At 63.0% G+C, this 25,569-nt stretch carries 21 protein-coding genes; 8 read left to right on the top strand and 13 right to left on the bottom strand.

The features are described from left to right. Positions 1-14: 14 nt before the first annotated feature. Both pgl and zwf read right to left on the bottom strand, forming a co-directional pair. The gene (pgl, locus tag ACF8R4_RS14475) at positions 15-728 is read right to left on the bottom strand and encodes a 6-phosphogluconolactonase (RefSeq protein WP_392492763.1); all 714 of its coding nucleotides are present in this window, start codon (positions 726-728) and stop codon (positions 15-17) included. Continuing rightward, a complete protein-coding gene (gene zwf, locus ACF8R4_RS14470) occupies positions 715-2,184 on the bottom strand; it encodes a glucose-6-phosphate dehydrogenase (protein ID WP_104834051.1) in 1,470 nt (489 codons plus the stop codon). The genes pgl and zwf overlap by 14 nt, the downstream gene beginning before the upstream one ends. Positions 2,185-2,395: 211 nt before the next feature. On the opposite strand from zwf, the gene hexR reads away from it, so the two are divergent. Next, positions 2,396-3,259, top strand: a complete 864-nt coding sequence (gene hexR / locus ACF8R4_RS14465; protein WP_169774905.1) for a DNA-binding transcriptional regulator HexR — start codon at positions 2,396-2,398, stop codon at positions 3,257-3,259. Here the strand turns inward: hexR and ACF8R4_RS14460 are convergent. The 10 genes from ACF8R4_RS14460 to edd all read right to left on the bottom strand — a co-directional run bounded on the left by ACF8R4_RS14460 (position 3,252) and on the right by edd (position 15,092). Continuing rightward, complete coding sequence (locus ACF8R4_RS14460; protein WP_104834050.1) at positions 3,252-4,106, bottom strand: D-hexose-6-phosphate mutarotase; 855 nt, start codon at positions 4,104-4,106, stop codon at positions 3,252-3,254. The genes hexR and ACF8R4_RS14460 overlap by 8 nt on opposite strands. 117 nt (positions 4,107-4,223) lie before the next feature. Next, on the bottom strand, positions 4,224-5,567 hold the full coding sequence (locus ACF8R4_RS14455) for a carbohydrate porin (RefSeq protein ID WP_060497427.1): 1,344 nt from the start codon (positions 5,565-5,567) through the stop codon (positions 4,224-4,226). Between the two features lie 41 nt (positions 5,568-5,608). Next, entirely contained in the window at positions 5,609-6,763 is a 1,155-nt protein-coding gene (locus ACF8R4_RS14450; RefSeq protein WP_060497428.1) for an ABC transporter ATP-binding protein, read from the bottom strand. 3 nt (positions 6,764-6,766) lie between these two features. After that, a complete protein-coding gene (locus tag ACF8R4_RS14445) occupies positions 6,767-7,612 on the bottom strand; it encodes a carbohydrate ABC transporter permease (protein ID WP_392492761.1) in 846 nt (281 codons plus the stop codon). Beyond that, positions 7,605-8,513, bottom strand: a complete 909-nt coding sequence (locus ACF8R4_RS14440) for a carbohydrate ABC transporter permease (RefSeq protein WP_019098213.1) — start codon at positions 8,511-8,513, stop codon at positions 7,605-7,607. Before ACF8R4_RS14440 ends, ACF8R4_RS14445 begins: the two co-directional genes overlap by 8 nt. Positions 8,514-8,646: 133 nt before the next feature. Continuing rightward, entirely contained in the window at positions 8,647-9,933 is a 1,287-nt protein-coding gene (locus tag ACF8R4_RS14435) for an ABC transporter substrate-binding protein (protein ID WP_392492758.1), read from the bottom strand. A 145-nt stretch (positions 9,934-10,078) separates the two neighbouring features. Continuing rightward, the gene (locus ACF8R4_RS14430; RefSeq protein ID WP_104834046.1) at positions 10,079-11,533 is read right to left on the bottom strand and encodes an ATP-binding protein; all 1,455 of its coding nucleotides are present in this window, start codon (positions 11,531-11,533) and stop codon (positions 10,079-10,081) included. Next, positions 11,514-12,239, bottom strand: a complete 726-nt coding sequence (gltR, locus tag ACF8R4_RS14425; RefSeq protein WP_060497432.1) for a two-component system response regulator GltR — start codon at positions 12,237-12,239, stop codon at positions 11,514-11,516. The genes ACF8R4_RS14430 and gltR overlap by 20 nt, the downstream gene beginning before the upstream one ends. A gap of 70 nt (positions 12,240-12,309) precedes the next feature. After that, a complete protein-coding gene (locus ACF8R4_RS14420; protein ID WP_060497433.1) occupies positions 12,310-13,269 on the bottom strand; it encodes a glucokinase in 960 nt (319 codons plus the stop codon). Continuing rightward, positions 13,266-15,092 carry a phosphogluconate dehydratase gene (edd, locus tag ACF8R4_RS14415; RefSeq protein WP_392492756.1) on the bottom strand — a complete coding sequence of 609 codons (1,827 nt, stop codon included), beginning with the start codon at positions 15,090-15,092 and terminating at the stop codon, positions 13,266-13,268. The genes ACF8R4_RS14420 and edd overlap by 4 nt, the downstream gene beginning before the upstream one ends. A gap of 264 nt (positions 15,093-15,356) precedes the next feature. Here edd and gap point away from each other — a divergent pair, with 264 nt between their 5' ends. From gap to ACF8R4_RS14385, 6 genes are all read left to right on the top strand, one after another. Beyond that, complete coding sequence (gene gap / locus ACF8R4_RS14410) at positions 15,357-16,358, top strand: type I glyceraldehyde-3-phosphate dehydrogenase (protein WP_060497435.1); 1,002 nt, start codon at positions 15,357-15,359, stop codon at positions 16,356-16,358. 258 nt (positions 16,359-16,616) lie between these two features. Then, complete coding sequence (locus ACF8R4_RS14405) at positions 16,617-17,129, top strand: RNA polymerase sigma factor (protein WP_060497436.1); 513 nt, start codon at positions 16,617-16,619, stop codon at positions 17,127-17,129. Positions 17,130-17,216: 87 nt separating this feature from the next. Next, the gene (locus ACF8R4_RS14400; protein WP_104834045.1) at positions 17,217-18,176 is read left to right on the top strand and encodes a FecR domain-containing protein; all 960 of its coding nucleotides are present in this window, start codon (positions 17,217-17,219) and stop codon (positions 18,174-18,176) included. Between the two features lie 126 nt (positions 18,177-18,302). Then, complete coding sequence (locus tag ACF8R4_RS14395) at positions 18,303-20,879, top strand: TonB-dependent receptor (RefSeq protein ID WP_392492754.1); 2,577 nt, start codon at positions 18,303-18,305, stop codon at positions 20,877-20,879. A 347-nt stretch (positions 20,880-21,226) separates the two neighbouring features. Further along, positions 21,227-21,820, top strand: a complete 594-nt coding sequence (locus ACF8R4_RS14390) for a biliverdin-producing heme oxygenase (RefSeq protein ID WP_392492752.1) — start codon at positions 21,227-21,229, stop codon at positions 21,818-21,820. 54 nt (positions 21,821-21,874) lie between these two features. Beyond that, a complete protein-coding gene (locus ACF8R4_RS14385; RefSeq protein ID WP_060497440.1) occupies positions 21,875-22,288 on the top strand; it encodes a YbaN family protein in 414 nt (137 codons plus the stop codon). Here the strand turns inward: ACF8R4_RS14385 and arcD (ACF8R4_RS14380) are convergent. After that, a complete protein-coding gene (gene arcD, locus ACF8R4_RS14380; protein WP_392492750.1) occupies positions 22,268-23,695 on the bottom strand; it encodes an arginine-ornithine antiporter in 1,428 nt (475 codons plus the stop codon). The genes ACF8R4_RS14385 and arcD (ACF8R4_RS14380) overlap by 21 nt on opposite strands. A 435-nt stretch (positions 23,696-24,130) precedes the next feature. On the opposite strand from arcD (ACF8R4_RS14380), the gene arcD (ACF8R4_RS14375) reads away from it, so the two are divergent. Further along, positions 24,131-25,558, top strand: coding sequence for an arginine-ornithine antiporter (gene arcD / locus ACF8R4_RS14375; RefSeq protein ID WP_104834043.1), 1,428 nt, complete (start codon positions 24,131-24,133; stop codon positions 25,556-25,558). Positions 25,559-25,569: the final 11 nt, after the last annotated feature.

Below are 25,569 nucleotides of genomic sequence, written 5' to 3'. Positions count from 1 at the left end.
TGTGGATCCTTGGCTCATGGGCACCAGTAGATGTCCAGGGGGTCGTGAAGAAAAGCGCGAATCGGCATTTCAGTGAGGTCGTTGCCAGCCAGCGCGGCGCGCAGGGTAGCGAGTTTGCCCTGGCCTTGCACGGACAGCGCAGTAAAGGCGGCACTGGCCAGCAGCGAGCGGGTCATCGACAGGCGCTGGTGCGGCACGCTCGGTGCCAGCAACGGCAGGCAGCGGCGCGGGCTGGACAGGTCCAGGCCTGCTTCCAGGTTGGGGCTGGCCGGGAACAGCGAGGCGGTATGGCCATCGTCGCCCATGCCCAACACCAACACATCGATAAGTGGCAGCCCGGCCAAGGCCTGGTCGGCCTTGAGCGCGGCGGCTTCGAGGTTCTCCGCCTGCTGGTACAGGCCAACAAAGCGGGCCTTGGCCGCTGCACCCTTGAGCAGGTGGCGGGCCAGCAGGCCAGCATTGCTGTCGGCGTGCTCCACGGGCACCCAGCGCTCATCGGCCAGGCTGACGGTGACCTTGGACCAGTCCAGGTTTTCGCTGGCCAGCTTCTCCAGGAACGGCACCGGGCTGCGGCCGCCGGACAGCACCAGGCAGGCCTGGCCCTTGGCAGCAATCGCCGCACGCAGGCGCTCGGCCACGTCGTGGGCTTGAGTGGCGGCCAGCGCCTTGGCATCTGCCAGCGTGTGTACCTTCACAGCCGCTGGCAGTTTCAATTCAGATATCCCCATACCACGCCCTCCCATCGCGTGTGATCAGTGCAATCGAGCTCATCGGCCCCCAGGAGCCCGCCGCGTAAGGCTTGGGCGCATCGCCCGCATTACGCCAGCCGGCGATCAACTGGTCGCACCATTTCCAGGCATATTCGATTTCATCCTTGCGCACGAACAGGTTCTGGTTGCCACGCATCACTTCGAGCAGCAAGCGCTCGTAGGCATCCGGAATCCGCGCACTGCGCCAGGTGTCGGAAAAATTCAGCTGCAACGGGCCGCTGCGCAGCTGCATGCCCTTGTCCAGGCCCTGCTCCTTGGTCATTACCCTTAAAGAAATGCCTTCGTCCGGTTGCAGGCGGATGATCAGCTTGTTACCGATCTGCAAACGCTGTTCCGGGGCGAAGATGTAGTGCGGCGTTTCCTTGAAGTGGATAACGATCTGCGACAGTTTCTGCGGCATGCGCTTGCCGGTACGCAGGTAAAACGGCACGCCCGACCAACGCCAGTTGCGAATGTCGGCACGCAGTGCGACGAACGTTTCGGTGTCGCTCTGGGCATTGGCGTTGTCTTCTTCCAGGTAGCCGGGCACCGGTTTACCTTCGCTGTAGCCGGCAATGTACTGGCCACGCACCACACGGGTGCTTAGCCCGTCGCCGGTGATCGGTGCCAGGGCCTTGAGCACTTTTACCTTCTCGTCGCGAATGGCATCGGCCGACAGTTCGCTGGGCGGGTCCATGGCGATCAGGCACAGCAGCTGCAGCAGGTGGTTCTGGATCATGTCACGCAGTTGGCCAGCCTTGTCGAAGTAGCCCCAGCGGCCTTCGATACCGACCTTTTCGGCGACGGTGATCTCCACATGGGAGATGGAATTCTGGTTCCACTGGGTTTCGAACAGGCTGTTGGCGAAACGCAGTGCAATGAGGTTTTGCACCGTCTCTTTGCCCAGGTAGTGATCGATACGGTAAACCCGGCTTTCGGGGAAGAACCGTGCTACGGCATCGTTGACCCGACGCGACGACTCCAGGTCGTGGCCAATAGGCTTTTCCAGCACCACACGGGTGCGCGGGGCCAGCCCGGCCTTGTCGAGGTTTTCACAGATTGCCCCATACACCGCTGCCGCCGTGGCGAAGTAAGCGATCAGCGGCAGTTCGCCTGGCAATTGCTCGGCCAGGGCCTGATAGCCCTCGGGCTGAAGAAAATCCAGATGCTGGTATTTCAGCCTGGCGAGAAAGCGTCCCAGCGCTGCTGGCTCGATATCCGCCTCGGGCACATGCCGGCGCAGGTGCGCCTCGATGCTGTTCAGGTGCTCCTGCGCGCTGCCGGCTTCGCGGGCCAGCGCCAACAGGCGGGTGTCCGGGTGCAACAGGTTGGCCCGGTCAAGCTGGTAAAGCGCAGGAAACAGCTTGCGCAATGCCAGGTCGCCGAGGGCGCCAAACAGGGCAAAGGTGCAAGGTTCGACACTGATCGCAGCCATGATGTTGGTTCTTTCCTAAAGTTGGTCTAGGAATACCGCTTTCACATGCGGTTTTCAAGGGATAATGTAGTAAAAACCACAACATTACACACAAGTGTTACAGACAAGTGGTACGCCAACCGCGCCGACAGTACGATAGACGACCGTGCAAAAAGCCTGCTGCTTCCACAGCCGGCTGTCTTCCCGACCCAAGGACACACCCATGGACCGCGTGCGAAACCTCCTGGAGCAGATCCAGGGACGCCTCGACGAGCTGAACAAGGCCGAACGCAAAGTCGCCGAAGTCATCCTGCTCAACCCGCAACAAGCGACCCGTTTCAGCATTGCTGCGCTGGCCCAGGCGGCCAAGGTCAGCGAACCGACCGTCAACCGCTTTTGCCGCTCGTTCGGCGTCAGCGGCTACCCCGAACTGAAGCTGCAGCTGGCACAGAGCCTGGCCAGCGGCGCCGCCTACGTCAGCCGCGCAGTAGAGGCCGACGATGACCCGGCCGCCTACACCCAGAAGATCTTCGCCAGTGCCATCGCCTCGCTCGACAGCGCCTGCCAGCAACTGGACCCGCAACAGGTCAGCCGCGCCGTGGACATGATGATCCAGGCCCGGCAGATCCACTTCTTCGGCCTGGGCGCCTCGGCGCCGGTAGCCCTGGACGCGCAGCACAAGTTCTTCCGCTTCAACCTGGCCGTGTCGGCCCATGCTGACGTGCTGATGCAGCGCATGCTGGCCTCGGTGGCGCACACCGGCGACCTGTTCGTGATCATTTCCTACACCGGGCGCACCCGCGAACTGGTCGAAGTGGCACGCCTGGCCCGTGAAAACGGCGCCTCGGTACTGGGCCTGACCGCCGCCGGCTCGCCACTGGCCAACGCCTGCAGCCTGAGCCTGCACATTCCGCTGCCGGAAGACACCGACATCTACATGCCGATGACTTCGCGGATCATTCAGCTGACGGTGCTCGATGTGCTGGCCACCGGCATGACCTTGCGCCGCGGCGTGGACTTCCAGCCACACTTGCGCAAGATCAAGGAAAGCCTGAACGCCAGCCGCTACCCGATCGAGGACGACGAACTCAACTGAGCCGGTGCGCCTGCAAGCGCAGGTGGGCACGCTGCCCCGGCGCCAGGCTCAGGCCCTCGCCACTGCCGCTGGCCGCCTCGACGCAAACAAAATGCTGAGTTTCGCGGCCGGTCACGCCCATCAACGGGCGGTTGCCCGGGTGCCAGACCACGGTATCGTCGCTGTCACCCGTATCGATGCATAGCTCACGCTGCCAGGCCGGGTCCTGCAGTTGCACACGCGGTGTGCCGGGGTAGACCTTCTGGCAGCCCCCTTTGAGCTTCAGCGCGCCATCTTCTCGGCAGGCCTGGCGGTTCAAGCGGTCGTAACCTTCGATGTCCTCAAGCCCGGACAGCGCTATCTCGGACACGTCACTGATGCGCCAGTAGGCTAGCAGCGCATGGCTCAACTGGCAGGGTTCGCTGTCCTGATGTTCGGTGCTCAGGCTCAGTTCCATGCGGCTACCCAGCCGGGCATGCAGGTCTACCTGCCAGTCACACAGGTCCAGCCGCCATTTCAGGGTCACGCCCTCCTCGTCCTCGCGGCTGTCCACCAGCTTCCAGTCCAGCAACCGTGCCCAGCCGTGGGCTGGCCACAAATCCTCACTGGGGTGGCGGCCATACCACGGCCAGCACACTGGCACGCCACCACGTATCGCCCCCACCTGCGGCCACTGCTCGGCGCACCACAGCCAGGGGCGCTCACCCGCTGGCTGAAAGTGCAGCAGTTGCGCGCCCTGGCGACTGAATACCGCCTGGCAACGGGGGTGATCGATGATCAGCACATCGCGCTGCTGGTAACGCTCCCACTCGAATGTCGGCCTGGGCCGCTGCGAGGAAAAGAAGCGATGGAGCGGATGTTCGGGCATGGTTCAGAGCTCTTGTTGTTTGAGATAGCGCTGTCTCGGCCTATCCCTGACACCCACTGCAGGCCAGTGGGTGCCGGGAACCGAAAAGGGATTGGCGTAAATTTACAACAATTGCCCTCAGAATGACGACTGAATCTTCAATCCTGCGACCAGCGCGTTGTCCACCTCGTCCACCCCGCCAGGGCTCTTGATGTACTGCAGGTTGGGCCGCACGGTCAGCCAGTTGGTGACGTGAAAGCCGTAATAGAGCTCGGCGTTGTACTCGGTGCGCTGCAGCGGCACGAAGCCTGGGTTGTCGTAATCGCTGATACCGCTCTGGGCATTAAGCAGTTCGGCACGCTTCTTCACGTCGTCATTCACATGAATACGCGCCACGCCGAAGCCGATGTCGTCCTTGGGCCGGGCATCGAAGGCGCCTTTGTAGACCAGCCCCACCTGCTGGTAGTTGTCGACCACGTTGGTGGCCTTGTCGTGCACGGTGAAGTTGGCGAACAGGCTAAGGCCACGGTTGACGTCACCCGCATGGGCAGTGACCTGCTGCTGCGCCACCACCCACCAGCCATGCTTGCTGGAGTGGGACTTGAAGGCCTCGCCGGTCAGCGCCTGGGGGTTGCCGTTGATGTCGTCGTAGACATCGTCGGCCTTGGCCGTGCTGTAGTAGTAGCCCAGGCGGTACTCGCCCGGCAGGCCATTGACCTTGGGAGACCATACCGCCTCGACCGGCAGGATCGCGCCCTTGGTACCGCTGCCGCTTAGCTTGAAGCCGTTGCCGGTTTCCAGGTTGGAGGGGTTCTGCTCGAAGGCACCGACCTGGACGAAAAATTCCGGGGTGATGTTGTATTTAACCCGCAGCGCCCACTGGCTGACCGGCCAGTTGTACCAGATACCGCCCACCCAGTTACCCACCTGCGAGCCGCAGAAGGCCAGGTTCTGGAAGTCGCACGGGAAGCTGTTGAAGTCCTCGCCCGGGCCGAACCGGCCGAGCTTCACATCCAGCGCACCGTCGAAGTATTTCTGCTTGAACCACATCTGGGTCAGGCGCCAGGTCTGGCCGCGGCCCCACACCTCCTGCACCGAACTGAACTGCCCGGCGCGTGGGTCGCTGATACGGTCGTTGGACAGGTTGCGGCCACTGCGCTCGGTGATCGCCAGCTTGAACTCGGCATCGTGCCAGCCAAGGATCTTTTGCAAGTCCAGGTGTGCACCAAGGGCAAACTGATCGCTGTAGCGCGCTGTCTTGTCGTCGTTGTAGCCGCCGTTAAGGTTGCCGGCCACCTCGCCGACGTAGTCGAGGGTGAAGTCGTAGCCCTTCTCCAGCAGCTCAGTGCGGGTGCCGCCCCAATCGCCGGTCATCCATTTCGATTCGCTGGAAAAGGCCTCGGCAGCCTGCGCGCCGCTGCTGCCGACAACGGCGAGCAGTGCCAGCGAGCCCAATGTCCTGATGCGTTTGCGCTGTTCCATCCCTTTGCGTCCTCTTTTTTCTTATTGATGGTGTAGACGAGTCAACGGCCTTTGAAGTGAGCCACGTTGTCCTTTGCAGCTGCTGCAGTGCTGGCCAGGTGCAGGCGTTCGCCGCTTTGGGCGTCGAACAGCAGCACCCGGGCCGGGTCGAATTGCAGGCTGAGGGTGTCCCCCACCCGGCACGCCACATCGGGCGCCAGGCGGCAGCACACCTTGGTCTGGTTGAGGGTGACGAATACGAGCAGGTCTGGCCCGGTGGGCTCGGTTACCTGCACCTCGGCACGAATGCCCGGCAGGCCGTTGCCCTCGACGGTGCCCAAGGCAATTTGCTCGGGGCGGATGCCGAGGATGATCTCGCGGCCCTCCAGTTCGTCACCGGCTACGCCCAAGGGCAGCTCGCAGCGTGCCTGGCCGCTGTCGAGCACGGCCAACAAGCGCCCCTCCTGCTGCGTGAGGCGCACCGGAATGAAGTTCATCGGCGGCGAACCAATGAAGCTGGCGACAAACTGGTTGGCCGGGTCGTTGTAGATCTGCTGGGGGGTGCCGAACTGCTGGATGATGCCGTCCTTCATCACCGCCACCTTGTCGCCCAGGGTCATGGCCTCGATCTGGTCATGGGTGACGTACACGGTGGTGGTTTTCAGGCGCTGATGCATCAGCTTCATTTCGGTGCGCATCTCGACGCGCAGCTTGGCATCGAGATTGGACAGCGGTTCGTCGAACAGGTAAATCTTCGGCCGCCGCGCCAGCGCCCGCCCCATGGCTACGCGCTGCTGCTGGCCACCGGACAGCTGCGCCGGCTTGCGCGCCAGCAGGTGCTCGATCTGCAGCAGCTTGGCCACCCGCGCAACCTCTTCGTCGATGGCGGCCTGGGGCAGCTTGCGGATCTTCAGGCCAAACTCGATGTTCTCGCGCACGCTCATGGTCGGGTACAGCGCGTAGGACTGGAACACCATGGCGATGTCGCGGTCCTTGGGGCTCATGCCGCTGACATCCTGGTCATCGATAAGGATCGCGCCACCGGTAATCTGCTCAAGGCCTGCGATGCAGTTCATCAAGGTCGATTTGCCGCAGCCGGAGGGGCCGACCAGGATCAGGAATTCGCCATCCTTGATCGACAGCTGGATGTCCTTGAGGGTATCCGGCAGGCCGCTGCCGTAGGTCTTGTTCACATTGCGAAGTTCGAGCGTTGCCATGACTTACCCCTTGACCGCGCCGGCGGTGAGCCCGCGGACGAAATATTTGCCTGCCACCACGTACACCAGCAGGGTTGGCAGGCCGGCGATCATCGCCGCCGCCATGTCGACGTTGTACTCCTTGGCCCCGGTACTGGTATTGACCAGGTTGTTCAGGGCCACGGTGATCGGTTGCGAGTCGCCACTGGAGAACACCACACCGAACAAAAAGTCATTCCAGATCTGGGTGAACTGCCAGATCAGGCAGACCATGATGATGGGCGTGGACATCGGCAGGATGATGCGGCGGAAAATGGTGAAGAAGCCGGCACCGTCCAGGCGTGCAGCCTTGACCAGCGCATCGGGGATGCCCACATAGAAGTTGCGGAAGAACAGCGTGGTGAAGGCCAGGCCATAGACCACGTGCACCAGCACCAGGCCGCCAGTCGTACTGGCCAGGCCGAGCTTGCCAAGGGTGAACGAGGCCGGCAGCAGCACGGTCTGGAACGGCAGGAAGCAGCCGAACAGCAGCAGGCCGAAGAACAACTGCGAGCCGCGAAAGCGCCACATCGACAGCACATAGCCGTTCAGCGCGCCGATGGCGGTGGAGATAAGCACGGCCGGCACGGTGATCATGATCGAATTCCAGAAGTAACCGCTGACCGTGCCCCAGGCCTTGACCCAGCCAATGCCGGTGATCACCTGCGGCCAACTCAGCAGGTTGCCGGTGCTGATGTCTTCCGGGGACTTGAAGCTGGTCAGCAGCATCACCACCAGCGGCACCAGGTACAGCGCCACGGCCAGCAGCAGCACCGCGTGGATGGCGATACGGCTCATGCTGAGCACGGGCTTTTCGACAGGGCTATGCATGGCGTTTGCTCCGCAGCTCCGAGTACAGGTAAGGCACGAGGATCGCCAGGATCGCCCCGAGCATGAGAATGGCACTGGCCGAGCCCATGCCCATCTGGCCGCGGCTGAAGGTGAAGGCGTACATGAACATCGCAGGCAGGTCGGATGAGTAACCCGGGCCGCCAGCGGTCATCGCCGCCACCAGGTCGAAGCTTTTGATGGCGATGTGCGAAAGGATCATCAGCGCACTGAAAAACACCGGGCGCAGGCTGGGCAGTACCACGGTCCAGTAGATGCGCGGCATGCTGGCGCCATCCATTTGCGCAGCGCGGATGATCGAAGGGTCGACACCGCGCAGGCCGGCCAGGAACATCGCCATGATGAAGCCCGAGGCCTGCCACACGGCCGCGATCACCAGGCAGTACACGACCCGGTCGGGGTCGATCAGCCAGTCCAGACGAAAGCCCTCCCAGCCCCAGTCACGCAGCAGCTTGTCCAGGCCCATGCCGGGGTTGAGCAGCCACTTCCAGGCGGTGCCGGTGACGATCATCGACAGTGCCATGGGGTACAGGTAAATGGTGCGGATGAAGCCTTCGCGGCGAATGCGCTGGTCCAGCAACACTGCCAGCAACACACCGATGGCCAGGCTGATGGCGATGAACAGGCCACCGAACAGCAGCAGGTTCTTGCTGGCCACCCACCAGCGGTCGTTGTCGAACAGCCGGGCGTATTGCGCCAGGCCGGCCCATTTGTAGGTGGGCAGGAAGGTCGAGGTGGTGAAGGACAGCACGAAGGTCCAGAGGATGTAGCCGTAGAAGCCCACCAGGACGATGAACATGCTGGGTGCCAGCACCAGTTTGGGCAGCCAGCGCTGAAGCGCGTCCAGGGGTGAGGCCCGCAGTTGGGCGGTGGTTGTGGTCATAGGTCGGATTCCGAGGTAATGGCGGTGCGATGCACCGCTTCGCGGGCAAGCCCGCTCCCACATGGGCCCTGCTCGCCGCAGGTCTTAGGCAGGGCGCCAGACCTGTGGGAGCGGGCTCGCCCGCGAATAGCGGTTACAGGGCAGCCTTGATCGCCGCCGCCAGTTTCTTCGCCGCATCGGCCGGGTCGGCCTTGGGGTCGTTGATGTAGTTGGTCACCACATCGAAGAACGCGCCCTGCACGGCCAGCGTGGTGGCCATGTTGTGCGCCATGCTTGGCTGCAGGCCGCCGGTTTTGGCATCCGCCAGGAAGTCCTTGGCAGACGCCTGCGCGCAGGTATCAAAGCCATACTTGGCCATGTCGGCCAGCATGTCGTTACGCACCGGGATCGATCCTTTGTTGGTGCTGAAGACCTTCTGGAAGTCCTCACCCAGCACCTTGCGGGCAATGTCCTGCTGGCCGGCAGCCGTGCCGGGGTTGTTCTGCTTGAACACCACCAGCGAATCGATGTTGTAGAGGAAGGCCTTTTCGGTGCCGGGGAACGGCACGCACTGGTAATCCTTGCCGGCGATTTTCTTCGCCAGGGTCCACTCGCTCTTGGCCCAGTCACCCATGATCTGCATGCCGGCCTTGCCGTTGATGACCTTGGCCGCTTCCAGGTTCCAGTCCTGGCCTTTGCCGTCCGGGTCCATGTAGGTGGCGACCTTTTTAAGCTCGGTCAACGCCTTGACCATGTCCGGGCCGGTCAGCGCGGCGCTGTCGAGATCGACCATGGCCTTCTTGTAGCCATCAACGCCCATTACCGACAGCACCACGCTTTCGAACACGGTGCTGTCCTGCCACGGCTGGCCGCCATGGGCGAGCGGGATGAAGCCGGCAGCCTTGAGTTTGTCGGCAGTGGCGTAGAATTCGTCAAGGGTGGTGGGCGCCTTGTCGATACCGGCTTTCTTGAAGACTTCCGGGTTGATCCACAGCCAGTTGGTACGGTGGATGTTTACCGGTACGGCGACGTAGTTACCGTCGTACTTCACGGTGTCGGCGACTTTCTTGTCGAGCAGTGTGTCCCACTGTTCGGCCTTGGCCACCTCCTTGAGCACATCGCCATCGAGCAAGCCGGTGGCCGCCCAGTCCTGAATGTCAGGCCCTTTGATCTGCGCGACACCCGGTGGGTTGCCGGCTACAGCGCGGCTCTTGAGCACGGTCATGGCCGTGGCACCGCCACCACCCGCGACGGCACCATCTTTCCACGTAAAGCCGTCTTTTTCGACCTGGGCCTTGAGCACATCGGCAGCAGCTTTTTCACCCCCCGAAGTCCACCAATGCACGACTTCGACAGTGCCTTTGGGTTCGGCAGCGTGGGCACTGAGCGGGAGTAGGGAAGCCAGGGAGATTGCGGCAGCGAGCCGGAGCGTGGAATTCATCGAAGCACCTTTCTTGTTGTTATACCGTGCAAGTCGAGCGCTTGCGTTGCTTGAAGTCTAAACAGACTGCCCACCTCGCCAGGTAACGAAGCGATGCGTGAATGTCATCGTTTGGTTACATTGCCGGCGCACGCCATACACAGACTCACTCCACGCCACGCGGCAGATACAAGGTCACCCGCAAACCACCCTCCCTCAGGTTCAGCAGGCTCACCTCACCCCCATGGCTGTGGGCGATGTTGCGGGCAATCCCCAGCCCCAGCCCATAACCCTGCTGCTGCGCGGCCAGACGGAAATGCGGCTCGAACACCTGCTCCAGCTGCTGCTGCGGCACGCCCGGCCCTTGATCGTCCACCTGCAGCACAAACCCCTCGGCACTGTCGATGATGCGCAACCGTGCCCGCTCGCCATACTTGATGGCGTTGTCGATCAGGTTGCCGATGCAGCGGCGCAGCGCCAGCGGCTTGCCGGGGTATGGCGCAAGCGCGCGGCCTTCAACCGTGATACGGCCATCGCGCAGGTAGGGCTCGGCCAGGATTTCCAGCACCTGGTTGAGGTCCACCGGCTCGATATTTTCGTGGATGTCGGTGTCTTTCACACACTGCAAGGCGCCTTTGACCAGCAGTTCAAGTTCATCCAGGTCCTGGCTGAACTTGGCCTGCAAGTGTTCGTCCTCCAGCAGTTCGACGCGCAGGCGCAGGCGTGTAATCGGGGTGCGCAGGTCATGTGAAATGGCGCTGAACAGCTGGCTGCGCTCCGTCAGGTAGCGGCTGATGCGCTCGCGCATGCTGTTGAACGCCCGGCCCACCTCGACCACCTCGCTGCCACCGCCTTCGGCCACAGGCGCCACATCGGCGCCCAGCGACATCTCCCGCGCGGCCCGCGCCAGGCGCTTGAGCGGCCAGCTTTGCCAGTGCACCAGCAAGCCGATGAACAACAACAGCAAGGCCGTGGTGAGCACGATGAAACCGATCTGCTGGCGAGGCAGGCGTTCGGCCTCAAGGCTGGTGTAGGGTTCGGGCAACAGCGAGGCGATGTACAGCCACTCGCCCTCGCCCAGGCGGATCTGCGTTACCAGCACCGGCGGGTTGAGCGGTTCCAGGGTTAACGAGTAATGCGCCCAGGAACGTGGCAGCTCGTCGAGCTTCAGGCCGCTGTTGAAGATGCGCAGGTCATCGGGCCCGACGAATTCCACGGAAATGTCCATCTGCGAACCCAGGCGCTCATGCAGCACCTGCTGGAACACATCGATCACCGCCTGCTTGCGCGGGGTAACGGGCAGCACCGGCATATCCAGGGGTTTGGCATTGAGTGACACGAAAAAGCGCGTCCCCCCCATGCTGCGCAACTGGTCGAGCACCAAGGGCCGGTAGGCCACCGGCAGCGAACGGAAGTAACTGACACTGGCGCTCATCGAGTGGGCCAGGCTGCTGGCGCTGGCACGCAGGCCCTGCAACTGGCTGGCACGCAGCTGGGCCACCCAGATGATGCTCGACAGGCCCTGGGCCAACAGCACCACCAACAGGGTCAGCAGCAGCATACGCCCCAGCAGCGAACGCGGCAGCAAGCGCCAGTGCCGCTCAGGGCGCAGTGCAGACATGCGTCGCCAGCAGGTAGCCACTGCCGCGCACCGTGCGGATCAGCCGGGGTGGTTTTTCGGTATCGCGCAGGCGCTGACGCAAGCGGCTGACCGCCATGTCGACAATGCGGTCCAGCGGCATGGGCTCGCGGCCACGGGTGGCATTGCCGATGGTGTCGCGGTCGAGAATCTGCTGCGGGTGGTCGAGGAACAGCTTGAGCAGGGCAAAGTCGGCGCCCGACAGAACCACCTCTTCGCCGTCGCGATGGAACAGCCGGTGGCTGACCGTGTCCAGGCGCCAGTCATCGAAGGCCAGCACGGCATTGCCGGGTGCCGCCGTGCCGAATTCGGCACGGCGCAGCAGGGCCTTGATTCGCGCTTGCAGTTCGCGAGGGCTGAAGGGTTTGCCCAGGTAGTCGTCAGCGCCTAGCTCCAGGCCAATGACCCGATCGGTTTCATCGGAGCTGGCCGTGAGCATGATGATCGGCACCCGCGCCTGACGCGGGTGCTGGCGTACCCAGCGGCACAGGCTGAAGCCGTCTTCGTCAGGGAGCATGACGTCGAGGATGACCAGATCGCAGGGCGTGGTTTCCAACGCATGGCGAAAGCCCTTGCCGTCGGCTTCGGCATGCACCTGGAAGCCGGAACGGCTCAGGTAGGTTTGCAGCAGTTCACGGATTTCCTGGTCGTCGTCGACCATCAGGATCGATTTGCCGGCAGTGCTCAAGGTGGTCCTTCCTCTTGTTGGTTACAGGTCTTTGTTGCCTGTTTTTACAGGGGCCGCTTTGCGGCCCCTGTCAGTGATCCAGCGCTTGCTGCAAGGCCACCCCGGCCCCCAGCAACCCGGAAAACTCCGCCGTCACCAGCCACACCGGCACGCCAGCGAAGTAGCCGCTCATACAGCCTTTGTCGGCAAAACTCGCCGCAAACCCACTGCGCAAAAACAACTCGGCAAAGCGCGGGATCACACCGCCAACAATATAAACCCCACCCCGCGCGCCCAGCGTCAGCACATTGTTACCGGCCACACGCCCAAGGAACCGGCAAAATTGCTCGACCACCGCCAGCGCCTGCGGTTCACCGCCCAGCGCGGCATCGGTGACCTGCGCGGGGGTTGTGTGCCTGGGTGTGTCGCCGTCCAGCGCGCAGATTGCCTGATACAGGCGCACCAGGCCGCCACCACTGAGTACGGTTTCAGCGCTGACATGGCCGATCTGCCCATGGATTTGCTGATGGATCGCCGCTTCACGGGCATTGCCAACCGGCAGATCGACATGCCCACCCTCCCCCGGCAAGGCCTGCCAGTGCTGTTCGCCAAGGCGCAGCAGCGACCCCACGCCCAAGCCTGTGCCCGGCCCGATCACCAGCGCCGGCCGCGACGGGTCAGCCTGGCCTGGGCACACTTCGCGGAACTCGCCCTCACGCAGACGGGTCATGCCCAGCGCCATGGCCGTGAAATCGTTGATCAGCAACAGACGCTCGACCTGCAAGGTCTTGCAGAAGGCCGCGCGACTCAGGCGCCAGTGGTTGTTGGTGAAGCGAAATTCGTCGCCATCGACCGGCCCGGCCACTGCCAGGCATACCGCCGCCAGGCCGCCACGGGTAATGCCCTGGCTCTGCAGATAGGCCTCGATGGCCTGCTCCGGGCTGGTGTAATCCGCCGTGGCGAAGACTTTGACTTCATGCAGCTGGTTGTCACGCCACAACGCAAAACGGGCATTGGTGCCGCCGATGTCGCCAACCAGCAGGTCCTTCATTTGAGGTTCTCCAGGGCCGAAGTAAAGGCACTGGCGCCCTGCTCTGCCGGGCTGAACGCCATGCGCATGAAGCCGAACAGCTCGCGCCCGCAACCCAGGTCGTTGCCCTCAGGCGCTGGCGGCAGGTCGCGGCTGGCCAGTTCTTCGGCCGACACCATCACCCGCAACGTGCCTTCGACACCGTCGACCCGCACGATATCACCATCACGCACCCGCGCCAGCGGGCCGCCATCATAGGCTTCGGGGCATACGTGGATCGCCGCCGGGATCTTGCCCGAGGCACCGGACATGCGCCCGTCGGTGACCAGCGCCACCTTGAAGCCACGGTCCTGCAACACCCCGAGGAACGGCGTGAGCTTGTGCAGTTCGGGCATGCCGTTGCAACGCGGGCCCTGGAAACGTACCACCGCGACAAAGTCACGCTCCAGCTCGCCGGCCTTGAACGCGTCGGCCAGCGACTGCTGATCGTGGAACACTCGCGCCGGGGCCTCGACCACCTGATGCTCGGCGGCGACGGCAGACACTTTCATCACGCCACGGCCCAGGTTGCCCTCCATCACCCGCAGGCCACCTTCAGCCGAGAACGGCCGCGCGACCGGGCGCAGGATGCTTTCGTCCAGGCTCTGCAGCGGCCCTTCGCGCCACACCAGCTTGCCGTTGTCGAGGAACGGCTCCTGGGTGTAGCGGCGCAGGCCATGGCCGGCCACGGTGTTGACGTCTTCGTGCAGCAGCCCGGCATCGAGCAGCTCGCGAATCAGGAAAGCCATGCCACCGGCAGCCTGGAAGTGGTTGATGTCGGCCTTGCCATTGGGGTAGACGTGCGACAGGGTCGGCACCACTTCGGAGAGGTCGGCCATATCCTGCCAGGTCAGCTGGATGCCTGCCGCCTGGGCAATCGCCGGAATGTGCAAGGTGTGGTTGGTCGAGCCGCCCGTGGCGTGCAGGGCGACGATGGAATTGACCAGCGCCTTCTCATCGACGATTTCGCCCAGCGGCATGAAGCTGCCGCTGGCCTTGGTCATGCGCGTGACCTGCTGCGCGGCCTCGGCGGTAAGGGCGTCGCGCAGCGGCGTGTACGGGTTGACGAACGAAGCACCCGGCAGGTGCAGGCCCATCACTTCCATCACCAGCTGGTTGGTGTTGGCGGTGCCGTAGAAGGTGCAGGTGCCAGGGCTGTGGTAGGAGTTCATCTCCGACTCCAGCAGCTCTTCGCGGCTGGCCTTGCCTTCGGCATAGCGCTGACGCACGTCGGCCTTCTGCTTGTTGGAGATGCCGGACACCATCGGCCCGCCAGGGACGAAGATGGTCGGCAGGTGGCCGAAGCGCAGCGCCCCCATCATCAGGCCGGGGACGATCTTGTCGCAGATGCCCAGCATGAGCGCGGCGTCGAACATGTTGTGCGACAGCGCTACCGCAGTGGACATGGCGATGACTTCGCGGCTGGAGATGGCCAGCTCCATGCCTGGCTCGCCCTGGGTAACGCCGTCGCACATGGCCGGCACGCCACCGGCAAACTGGCCGACCGAGCCGACTTCGCGCAGCGCCTTTTTGATCTGCTCGGGGAAGTGCAGGTACGGCTGGTGGGCAGACAACATGTCGTTGTAGGCCGAGACGATGGCCACGTTGGCCGCGTTCATCAGGCGCAGGGTCTGTTTGTCCTCACTGCCGCAACCGGCCACGCCGTGGGCGAAGTTGGCGCACTGCAGGCTGGCACGCATGGGGCCTTCACTGGCCGCACCGCGAATCAGCTGCAGGTAGCGTTCGCGGGTGGCACGACTGCGTTCGACCAGCCGTTGGGTGACCTCAAGGATGCGCGGATGCATGTACTGGACTCCAGGCTAATTGTAAGGGCGGTTTACCAGGCATTTCCCCTCCAAACGATTGCGGCCTAGGCTCAAGGTAAGGAGCCCGCTGCATCGGTGGAGGCACATCGCCCGACCACTCGTTGTATGTTTAAACAAAATACTGCCACTAAAAAGGCTTGTTTTCTATCGGCCAGTGAATAATCTTGTAATTCCAACAACAAAACCGTTTCAGTGAAGCTCCTTTTTGCCACAGGTTTCACTCGGACTGCCAGAGGTACTGCCATGACCCTACGCATCGCCATCAATGGATTCGGCCGCATCGGGCGCAACGTCCTGCGCGCACTGTATACCCAAGGCTACCGCCAGGACCTGCAGGTCGTCGCCATCAACGACCTGGGCGACAGCGCCATGAATGCCCACCTGCTCAAGTACGACAGCGTACACGGCACCTTCGACGCCACGGTCGAGGCCGACCACGAAAGCCTGACGGTCAATGGTGACCGTATCGCGGTCAGTGCCATCCGCAACCCGGCCGAACTGCCTTGGAAGGCCGAGGCGATCGACGTGGTGTTCGAATGCACCGGGCTGTTCACCGACCGTGCCAAGGCCGCTGCACACCTGGCCGCAGGGGCTGGCAAGGTGATTGTTTCGGCGCCGGCCAAGGGTGCCGATGCCACCGTGGTGTACGGGGTCAACCATGACATCCTGCGTGCTTCGCACCAGGTCATTTCCAACGCCTCCTGCACCACCAACTGCCTGGCGCCGATTGCCCAGGTGCTGCACCGCGAGTTCGGCATCGAGCAAGGCCTGATGACCACGATTCACGCCTACACCAACGACCAGGTGCTGACCGACGTCTACCACAGCGACCCGTACCGCGCGCGCTCGGCCACCCAGTCGATGATCCCGAGCAAGACCGGCGCTGCCGAGGCCGTGGGCCTGGTGCTGCCGGAGCTGGCCGGCAAGCTGACGGGCATGGCGGTGCGGGTGCCGGTGATCAACGTGTCGCTGGTGGACCTCACCGTCAACCTCAAGCGCGAGGCCACGGCCGAGCAGGTCAACCAGCTGTTCCTTGAAGCCAGCAAGCATTCCCGGGTACTGGGCTACAACGCCTTGCCGTTGGTTTCCTGCGATTTCAACCACAACCCGCTGTCGTCCATTTTCGATGCCAACCATACCCGTGCCAATGGGCGCATGCTCAAGGTGCTGGCGTGGTATGACAATGAGTGGGGGTTCAGCAACCGGATGCTGGATAACTGCCTGGCTCTAAGCCGGGCAGGCTGACGCGACCATTGTGGGAGCGGGCTTGCCCGCGAAGCAGGCCACGCGGTGGATGGCACGGGCTTCGCCCGTGATCGCGGGCATGCCCGCTCCCACAGTGATCGCGCAACCCTTCAGATTTTGAGCAAGGCAATTGCTCCAAAAATGAGGCTGGGCCAGGTCGCAGACTCACAATCTTTACCTTTTCCTAACACTTCCACACTTGACCTTCGGCATAGATGATAAGCATTATCATTAACCTTTCGTCGACCAGGTTCCCCCGTGAGTCAGTACCGGTTCAACTCCGTCTTCCTCGTCCAGCGCCTTACCCTGCTGCGCACCCTGCAACGCATGGTCGGTAACCCCAGCACGGCCGAAGACCTGCTGCAGGAAACCTACCTCCGGGTGTCCCGCGCCTTGGGCGAGCGGCCCATCGAGCATATCGAGCCGTTCGTGTTCCAGACCGCGCGCAACCTGGCACTGGACCATCTGCGCGCACGCCGGGTGCAGGCACGGATGCTGGTCGACGACGTGCCCGACGAGGTCCTGCACAGTGTGGCTGCCCCCGCCACCAGCAGCGAGGACGCCGCCCATGCCGAGCAACTGCTCAAGCAACTCAGCATCAGCCTCAACCAACTGAGCGAGCGCCAGCAGCGCATCTTCATCCTCAGCCGGCTGCATGGCGCCACCTACCTGGAAATCGCCGAACAGCTGAATGTGTCGCCCAGCACGGTGCAGAAGGAGCTGAAACTCATCATGGCGATCTGCATGGGTGTCGCCGACCGCCTCAAGTAGCCGACCGCTGCCCGGCGGTTACGCAAAGCCCTTGCCACACCCCGCCTTAGCCTTGATCATTCGCGAAAAACCATTCAAGGATTTCCCGTGACCGACAGCCCCGCCCCTCGCCCGTCACCCGCCGGGCCCAGCGCCCGTGCTCGTGCCATGGACGAGGCGCTGGACTGGCTGGTGCGCCTGCAATGTGCCGACGCTGCAGATACCCAGGCTTTCGAAGCCTGGCTGAGCGCGGCTCCCGAAAACGCCGAGGCCTATGTCGAGGCAGAAGCGCTGTGGAACGGTGCCCCACTGCACCACGCGGCCGCGCAGATGCACCAGCTGCAGCGCCGCTCATGGCGCGGGCGCCTGCGCAGCCACTGGAAACCCCTGGCCACTGCAGCTGTGCTGCTGGTCGGGCTGTTCACCGTCGGTAACCTGCCCATGCGCCTGCAGGCTGACCACCTGACCGTGGTAGGCGAGCGCCAGCGCCTGCAACTGGAAGACGGCGCAAAAGTGCTGCTCAACACCAATTCGGCCTTTGCCAGCGACCGCCGCGATGGCCGCCAGGTCGCCCGCCTGCTGCAAGGCGAGGCCTACTTCCAGGTACCCGAGGACGTGCTGCCGTTGGAGGTAGAAGCCGGGCCGTTGCGTGCCCAGGTGCGCGACACCGACTTTGCCGTGCGCTACCTGGACGGCGAGGCTCAAGTGCGGGTGCAACGCGGCGATGTCGACCTGCAGGGGGCCCGCGACCAGCGCATTCGCCTGAGTGCCGGCGACAGCATCAGCGTCGGCCCGCAGGGCTTTGGCCAACGCCAGCGCCCCGACATGCACAAGGACCTGGCGTGGATCGATGGCCGCCTGGTGTTCGAGAACTGCCCCTTGAGCCAGGTGCTGGCCGAAGTGCGGCGCTACTACCCCGGCTGGATCATCAACCGCAATGCGCAGCTGGAAGACGTGGCCGTCACTGGCAACTACCGCCTCGACCAGCCGCTGGAAACCCTGCGCGCGCTGGCCCACATCACCTCGGCACAGCTGCATGAGTACCCGGCGTTGGTCATTCTGAACTGACCCGAGCATTATTTTTACGCAATCGCGCTACCCCGCCCGTCTCGTTATAGTCAATGCAACTGATTCTTGTTTGAAAACGAGAACAGCCATCACCTATAACAGTCCGCGCGTCTGGGAGCGCTTCCGATGTCCACTGGTCCTACCCGCTCGTCCCCCCTTCCCCGCCTGTCCCTGTTGACCTTGGCCCTGCTTGCCAGCGGCGCCTGCGGCCTGCCTGCAATGGCCGCAGAACCGGCCCAGGCCAGCAGCCCGCGCATGGGTGACTACCGCTTCAGTATCAGCCAGCAGCCGCTGGTGTCGGCCATCAATGCCTTCAGCAAGGTCACCGGCTGGCAAGTCGGCTTCAGCGCCGAACTGGCCGAGGGCGTGGTTTCGCCGGGTGTACAAGGCTCGCTGGCACCCGAAGCGGCGCTCAAGCGCCTGCTGCACGGTACCGGGCTGGGTTTGCGCAAGATCAGCAACGGCAACGTGGTGCTCGAACGCCAGGCCAGCGGCAATGTGATCGCCCTGCAGCAGGTGACCGTCAGCGCCACCCGTAGCGCCCAGGATGTCAGCCAGGTGCCGAGCACCGTCAGCGTGCAGACCCGCGAGCAACTGGACCGCCAGAACGTCAACAACATCCAGGACCTGGTGCGCTACGAGCCGGGCGTATCGGTGGCCGGTACCGGCCAGCGCAGCGGCCTGAACGGCTACAACATCCGCGGTATCGACGGCGAGCGCATCCTCACCCAGGTCGACGGCGTGTCGATCCCGGACAGCTTCTTCTACGGCCCCTACGCCCAGACCCAACGCAACTACGTCGATCCGGAAATCGTCAAGCGCGTGGAAATCCTGCGTGGCCCGGCCTCGGTGCTGTACGGCAGCAACGCCATCGGCGGCGCGGTGAGCTATTTCACCCTCGACCCCGACGACATCATCAAGCCCGGCAAGGACGTAGGCGCCCGCCTGAAGACCGGCTACAGCTCGGCCGACGAAAGCTGGCTCACCTCTGCCACCGTCGCCGGCCGCGAGGGCGACTTCGATGGCCTGTTGCACCTGAGCCAGCGCAATGGCCATGAAACCGAGACCCACGGCAGCCACAGCGGTGACGGCCTGTCGCGCACCGAAGCCAACCCAATGGACGTACGCACCACCAACGTGCTGGCGAAGCTGGGCTGGAACTACGCCGACGACGCACGCCTGGGCGTGACCTACGAGCGCTACAAGGATGATCGCGACCAGAACATCCTCAGCGCAGTGGGTGGGCCGTTCATTCCCGGTTTTGGCGGCATGGGCTACTACAAGGCGCGTAATGGCAACGACACCATCACCCGCGAGCGTTTCGGCATCAATCACGAATTCGGCCTGGACTCGCTGGTCGCCGACCATGTGAAATGGAGCCTGAACTACCAGATCGCCAAGACCGACCAGCACACCGAGGAAGTCTACGCACCGCCTGGCCGCCAGGTTCTGCGTACCCGCGACACCACCTACAAGGACCGCCAGTGGGTATTCGATGCCCAGCTCGACAAGGCCTTCAGCATCGGTGCCACCGACCACTTGCTGACCTACGGCACCACACTCAAGCATGAGAAAGTCACCGGATCGCGCAGCGGCACCGGCACCTGCCTGACCATTGGCTCCGGTTGCACCGCCATCGGCGCCGACCGCCCGGCAGACGGCCAGGCGCTGGTCAGCGACTTCCCGGACCCGACCGTGAACACCTACAGCCTGTTCATGCAGGACGAAATCCGCTGGAACAACTGGACCTTCATGCCCGGCGCACGCTACGACTACACGCGCATGGAGCCCAAGTTCACCGACGAATTCCTGCGTGGCCTGGCATCGACCGGTACAGCGCCTACGTCCCAGGACGACTCGGACAAGAAGTGGCACCGCGTCTCGCCCAAGTTCGGCCTGACCTACGCCTTCAACGACAACTACACCTGGTACGGCCAGTATGCCGAAGGCTTCCGCACCCCGACCGCCAAGGCCATGTACGGTCGCTTCGAAAATATCGAGCAAGGCTACCGTGTAGAGGGCAATCCGAACCTTGAGCCGGAGAAGAGCAAAAGCTACGAAACCGGCCTGCGTGGCAACTTCGCTGCCGGTAACTTCGACGTGGCGGTGTTCTACAACAAGTACCGCGACTTCATCGATGAAGACGCCGTGCAAAGCGCCAACCTGGAACAAACCTTCCAGGCCAACAACATCAAGCACGCCACCATCAAGGGTGCCGAGGTCAAGGGCCGCCTGAACCTCGACCATTTCGGTGCGCCGCAAGGCCTGTATACCCAGGGCTCGATTGCCTACACCTACGGCCGCAACGATGACACCGGAGAGCCGCTGAACAGCGTCAATCCGCTGAAAGGCGTGCTCGGCCTGGGTTACGAGCAGCAGAACTATGGCGGCCTGCTGAGCTGGACGCTGGTCAAGCGCAAGACCCGCGTCGACGACAGCACCTTCTATTCGCCTGACGGCTCGACCTCGAAGTTCCGTACACCGGGCTACGGCGTGCTGGACCTGACCGGCTACTACAAGGTGACCGACGACGTCACCATCAACGCCGGCCTGTACAACCTCACCGACAAGAAGTACTGGCAGTGGGACTCGGTGCGCAGCTACGACGGCCAGGGTGAAGCGGCTGTTACCCAGCCCGCCAACATTGACCGCCTGACCATGCCAGGGCGCAACTTCGGTATCAATGTGGTTTGGGATATCTGAGACTTTTAGTTTTGCATCGACTGTGAGATCGAGCGCCGCCCGCGCGGCGCATCGCGAGCTGCGCTCGCTCCTACGTTTGTTTCGGGCCAATTATTCCTGTGGGATTTGTGTGAACGCCTTGATGCATGGCTCGGTATTGCGCCGTACAAACAAGGCGGTCGCGCGCGCCTATCACAGGCGTTACTGTCCCGAAACAAACGTAGGAGCGAGCGCAGCTCGCGATGCGCCGCGCGGGCGGCGCTCGATCTCACAGGCGCTGCAACTCTCAAAAAAGCCAGTTTTTTTACTGTCCCGCCCCCGCTGTTTCGTCTTGTATCTAGACGCCCCTTTTTCCAAGGATTGCCCCCATGACCGAACGCCCAGCCCTGCGCTCCCAGCGCCTGAACCAGATCACCCACGCCCCGCACGCCGCGCTGGATGCCCTGGTCAAATCCCACGCACCCTTCGACAGCCGCGAAAGCTTTGCCCGCTTCGTCGTTGCCCAGTACCTGTTTCAGTCTGAATTGCAGGCCCTGTACAACGACCCGCAACTGATCGCCATCGTCCCCGACCTGGCCGAGCGCTGCCGCGCCGATCAGGCCCGCCTGGACCTCGCCGACCTCGACACCGAAGTACCGGCAGCCGTGCCGGGCGCCCTGGGCAAACCGAGCCTGGGTGAGGCAATGGGCTGGATCTTCGTCTCCGAAGGCTCCAAACTGGGCGCTGCGTTTCTGATCAAGCGTGCCGTGGCCCTGGAACTGTCCGAAAGCTTCGGTGTCCGCCACCTGGGCGAACCGGCCGGTGGCCGTGCCGAAGGCTGGAAGCAGTTCACCCGCATCCTCGATGGCCTGGCATTGTCGGCCGAAGAGGAAGCCGCTGCCGAACGCGGCGCCGTTGCCGCCTTCGAACGCTTCACCGAGCTGCTCAAGCACGCCTATGCTGCAGATGCCGCGCTGGTTTGATACGCCGTAGCCGGCCACCCTTCCGGTGGCCGCACCGTTTTATGCAGTGAGACCATGACCCGACCCGCCCGCTCCAAACTCGCCCGCCTGCTGTATGGAATACTGGCTTACGTGAGCCTGGGCGTGGGCCTGGTCGCCATCGTGATTCCCGGCTTGCCGACCACCGAGTTCATCCTGCTGGCCGCCTGGGCTGCCACGCGCAGCTCACCGCGCCTTTCAGCCTGGCTGGAAAACCACCGGTTGTTCGGGCCAATCCTTTACAACTGGCGCAATGGCAAGGTGATCCAGCGCCGGGCCAAGGTAAGCGCGACCCTCAGCATGCTGCTGTGTGCTGGCCTGATGCTGACCTTTTTCGAACACCGCTGGCCGGTGTTCCTGGCCATCGCCGGCATGACCCTGGGCAACCTGTGGATCTGGTCGCGCCCGGAGCATGCCTGCCCTGCCCCGTCACAAGCTCAGCAGCCCTGAATACAAGGCGTAGGCCGCCAATGCAGCGCCCACAAGCACGGCAGCGAAAATCAGCTTTTCCCAGGTGGTGAACAAGGCCTGCCCCTGCTCATGCTTGGCCCTGGCGAACAGGATCACACCGGGTGCGTACAACAGCGCAGAAAGCAGCAGGTACTTCAGCCCCCCCGCGTACAGCAGCCAAACGGCATACAGCAGGGCAACCAGCGCCACCAGCAGGTCCTTGCGGCGCAGGCCCGGTTGCCCGGCGTAGGTTTCCCCACGCACCGCCAGCAGCACGGCATAAGCCGCCGACCACAGGTAGGGCACCAGGATCATCGAAGACGCCAGGTAGATCAGGCTGGTGTACGTACCGGCCGAGAACAGCGTGATCAACAGGAAGCCCTGGATCATGCAGTTGGTCAGCCACAGGGCGTTGGCCGGCACATGGTTGGCGTTTTCCTTGGCCAGAAAGCGCGGCATGGTCTTGTCCCGCGCCGTGGCGTACAGAATCTCGGCGCACAGCAGCGCCCAGGACAGCAAGGCACCGAGCAAAGAGACCGCCAGCCCAAGGCTGATCAGCAACGCACCCCAAGGGCCGACAATGTGCTCCAGCACCGAGGCCAGTGAGGGGTTCTGCAGCCCGGCCAGTTCCGGCTGGGTCATCACCCCCAGCGACAACACGTTGACCAGCACCAGCAACGCCAGCACCCCGAGAAAACCGATGACCGTAGCCTTACCTACGTCCGAACGGCGCTCGGCTCGCCCGGAATACACGCTGGCCCCCTCAATACCGATGAACACGAACACGGTCACCAGCATCATGTTGCGCACCTGCTCCAGCACGCTGCCGAACTGCGGGTTGCTCATGCCCCAGATATCCCGGGTGAAGATATCGGAACGGAAGGCAAACGCGGCAATCACCACGAACATCAGCAATGGCACTACCTTGGCCACGGTGGTCACCTGGTTGATGAACGCGGCTTCCTTGATGCCGCGCAGCACCAGGAAATGCACCGCCCACAGCAGCAGCGAAGCACAGCCGATGGCGATTGGCGTGTTGCCTTCGCCAAACACCGGGAAGTAAAAGCCCAGGGTGCTGAACAGCAGTACGAAGTAGCCGACGTTACCCAGCCAGGCGCTGATCCAGTAACCCCAGGCCGAGGAGAAACCCATGTATTCACCGAAGCCCGCCTTGGCGTAGGCGTACACCCCCGAATCGAGCTCCGGCTTGCGGTTGGCCAGGGTCTGGAACACGAAGGCCAGCGCCAGCATGCCGACAGCCGTGATGCCCCAGCCGATCAAAACCGCCCCTACATCGGCACGCGCCGCCATGTTCTGCGGCAGCGAAAAGATGCCGCCACCAATCATCGAGCCGACCACCAGCGCGATCAGCGCGCCAAGGCGCAGCTTCTGTCCCGGTTCGCTCATGAGCCTCCCTTTTTCCTGCACTGTCACGCATTTGAAACAGCGTTGCGGGCCATATAAATGCTGTTACTTATAATGAAGCATGGCCTTGAAGCTATAGCACTAATAACTGCTTTGTCTATGCACCGCTCCTGTAAAAACTAGCAGCTGCGCGGCAACTAGAAAAGAAACTGATAAAACTCGAAATTCTTGTGAAAAATTTGCGAAAGCGGCAAAAGCGGCTAGCTTCAAGCATCGCAGGCTGAACAGAGCGTTTGCTCTAGAACGACATGGAGGTGCCAGCGCGCAAGGCCTGCAGCTTAAGCTGTCGGCACTCTCCAGGAGCACCCGTGAAGGAAATCCCCTACCTTCGCGTCGCCTTAAACTGACACAAGTCAGGTTACGGCAGAGGCGTCAGATTTATGCTGATGTCAACTTTCTCCTGGCAGGAGTTGTTAAATGTCTGATTCATCCGGAAAACTAAAGCTCGGCGCGTTAGTTGCACTTGTCGTCGGTTCAATGATTGGCGGCGGGATCTTCTCGCTGCCGCAAAACATGGCCGCCAGCGCTGGGGTTGGTGCGGTGTTGATTGGCTGGGGCATCACCGCCGTCGGCATGCTGACCCTGGCCTTCGTGTTCCAGACCCTGGCCAACCGCAAGCCTGACCTGGATGGCGGGGTGTATGCCTACGCCAAGGCCGGTTTCGGCGACTACATGGGCTTTTCCTCGGCCTGGGGCTACTGGATCAGTGCCTGGCTGGGCAACGTCGGCTACTTCGTGTTGCTATTCAGTACCTTGGGGTACTTCTTCCCGATCTTCGGTGAAGGCAACACGCCGGCCGCCATCATTGGCGCGTCGATCCTCTTGTGGGCCGTGCACTTCCTGGTGCTGCGCGGCATCAAGGAAGCGGCATTCATCAACCTGGTCACCACCGTGGCCAAAGTGGTGCCGCTGGCGCTGTTCGCACTGATCTGCCTGTTCGCCTTCAGGCTCGACATCTTCACCGCCGACATCTGGGCCGTAGGCACACCAGAGCTTGGCAGTGTGATGAACCAGGTGCGCAACATGATGCTGGTCACCGTGTGGGTGTTCATCGGCATCGAGGGTGCGAGCATCTTCTCGTCCCGGGCGGAAAAACGCTCTGACGTGGGCAAGGCCACGGTCATCGGCTTCATCACCGTGTTGCTGTTCCTGGTGCTGGTCAACGTGCTGTCGCTGGGCATCATGACCCAACCGGAGCTGGCCAAGCTGCAGAACCCGTCGATGGCGGCCGTGCTGGAACATGTGGTCGGCCACTGGGGTGCGGTGCTGATCAGCGTCGGCTTGATCATCTCGCTGCTGGGGGCCCTGCTGTCGTGGGTACTGCTGTGCGCAGAAATCATGTTCGCCGCCGCCAAGGACCACACCATGCCGGAGTTCCTGCGCCGCGAAAACGCCAACCAGGTGCCGGCCAACGCCCTCTGGCTGACCAACGCCATGGTGCAGATCTTCCTGGTGATCACGCTGTTCTCCAACAGCACCTACCTGTCGCTGATCTACCTCGCCACCTCGATGATCCTGGTGCCTTACCTGTGGTCGGCAGCCTACGCCTTCTTGCTGGCACTGCGCAGCGAAACCTACGAACAGGCCCTGGCCGAACGCAAGAAAGACCTGATCATCGGCGGTATCGCCCTGTTGTACGCCATCTGGCTGCTGTACGCCGGCGGCGTGAAATACCTGCTGCTCTCGGCCCTGCTCTACGCACCTGGCGCCATCCTGTTCGCCAAGGCCAAGCGTGAGGTAGGCCAACCTGTCTTCACCAACGTGGAAAAACTGATCTTCGCAGCCGTGGTCATCGGTGCCCTGGTGGCAGCCTTCGGCCTGTACGACGGCTTCCTGACCCTTTGACCCACGTCTTC

Source organism: Pseudomonas sp. FYR_2 (assembly GCF_043106425.1).
GTDB lineage: Bacteria > Pseudomonadota > Gammaproteobacteria > Pseudomonadales > Pseudomonadaceae > Aquipseudomonas > Aquipseudomonas monteilii.
This window is presented reverse-complemented; position numbering and strand designations above follow the sequence as displayed.

What these genes read in the sequence shown, in the direction of transcription:
- ACF8R4_RS14395 (WP_392492754.1), top strand. Translation starts at nt 18,303, where the DNA reads ATGTCCACTGGTCCTACCCGCTCGTCCCCCCTTCCCCGCCTGTCCCTG.
- ACF8R4_RS14435 (WP_392492758.1), bottom strand. Translation starts at nt 9,933, where the DNA reads ATGAATTCCACGCTCCGGCTCGCTGCCGCAATCTCCCTGGCTTCCCTA.
- gap (WP_060497435.1), top strand. Translation starts at nt 15,357, where the DNA reads ATGACCCTACGCATCGCCATCAATGGATTCGGCCGCATCGGGCGCAAC.
- ACF8R4_RS14450 (WP_060497428.1), bottom strand. Translation starts at nt 6,763, where the DNA reads ATGGCAACGCTCGAACTTCGCAATGTGAACAAGACCTACGGCAGCGGC.
- arcD (WP_104834043.1), top strand. Translation starts at nt 24,131, where the DNA reads ATGTCTGATTCATCCGGAAAACTAAAGCTCGGCGCGTTAGTTGCACTT.
- arcD (WP_392492750.1), bottom strand. Translation starts at nt 23,695, where the DNA reads ATGAGCGAACCGGGACAGAAGCTGCGCCTTGGCGCGCTGATCGCGCTG.
- ACF8R4_RS14430 (WP_104834046.1), bottom strand. Translation starts at nt 11,533, where the DNA reads ATGTCTGCACTGCGCCCTGAGCGGCACTGGCGCTTGCTGCCGCGTTCG.
- ACF8R4_RS14460 (WP_104834050.1), bottom strand. Translation starts at nt 4,106, where the DNA reads ATGCCCGAACATCCGCTCCATCGCTTCTTTTCCTCGCAGCGGCCCAGG.
- ACF8R4_RS14445 (WP_392492761.1), bottom strand. Translation starts at nt 7,612, where the DNA reads ATGCATAGCCCTGTCGAAAAGCCCGTGCTCAGCATGAGCCGTATCGCC.
- zwf (WP_104834051.1), bottom strand. Translation starts at nt 2,184, where the DNA reads ATGGCTGCGATCAGTGTCGAACCTTGCACCTTTGCCCTGTTTGGCGCC.
- ACF8R4_RS14390 (WP_392492752.1), top strand. Translation starts at nt 21,227, where the DNA reads ATGACCGAACGCCCAGCCCTGCGCTCCCAGCGCCTGAACCAGATCACC.
- ACF8R4_RS14455 (WP_060497427.1), bottom strand. Translation starts at nt 5,567, where the DNA reads ATGGAACAGCGCAAACGCATCAGGACATTGGGCTCGCTGGCACTGCTC.
- ACF8R4_RS14385 (WP_060497440.1), top strand. Translation starts at nt 21,875, where the DNA reads ATGACCCGACCCGCCCGCTCCAAACTCGCCCGCCTGCTGTATGGAATA.
- ACF8R4_RS14440 (WP_019098213.1), bottom strand. Translation starts at nt 8,513, where the DNA reads ATGACCACAACCACCGCCCAACTGCGGGCCTCACCCCTGGACGCGCTT.
- ACF8R4_RS14420 (WP_060497433.1), bottom strand. Translation starts at nt 13,269, where the DNA reads ATGAAGGACCTGCTGGTTGGCGACATCGGCGGCACCAATGCCCGTTTT.
- pgl (WP_392492763.1), bottom strand. Translation starts at nt 728, where the DNA reads ATGGGGATATCTGAATTGAAACTGCCAGCGGCTGTGAAGGTACACACG.
- edd (WP_392492756.1), bottom strand. Translation starts at nt 15,092, where the DNA reads ATGCATCCGCGCATCCTTGAGGTCACCCAACGGCTGGTCGAACGCAGT.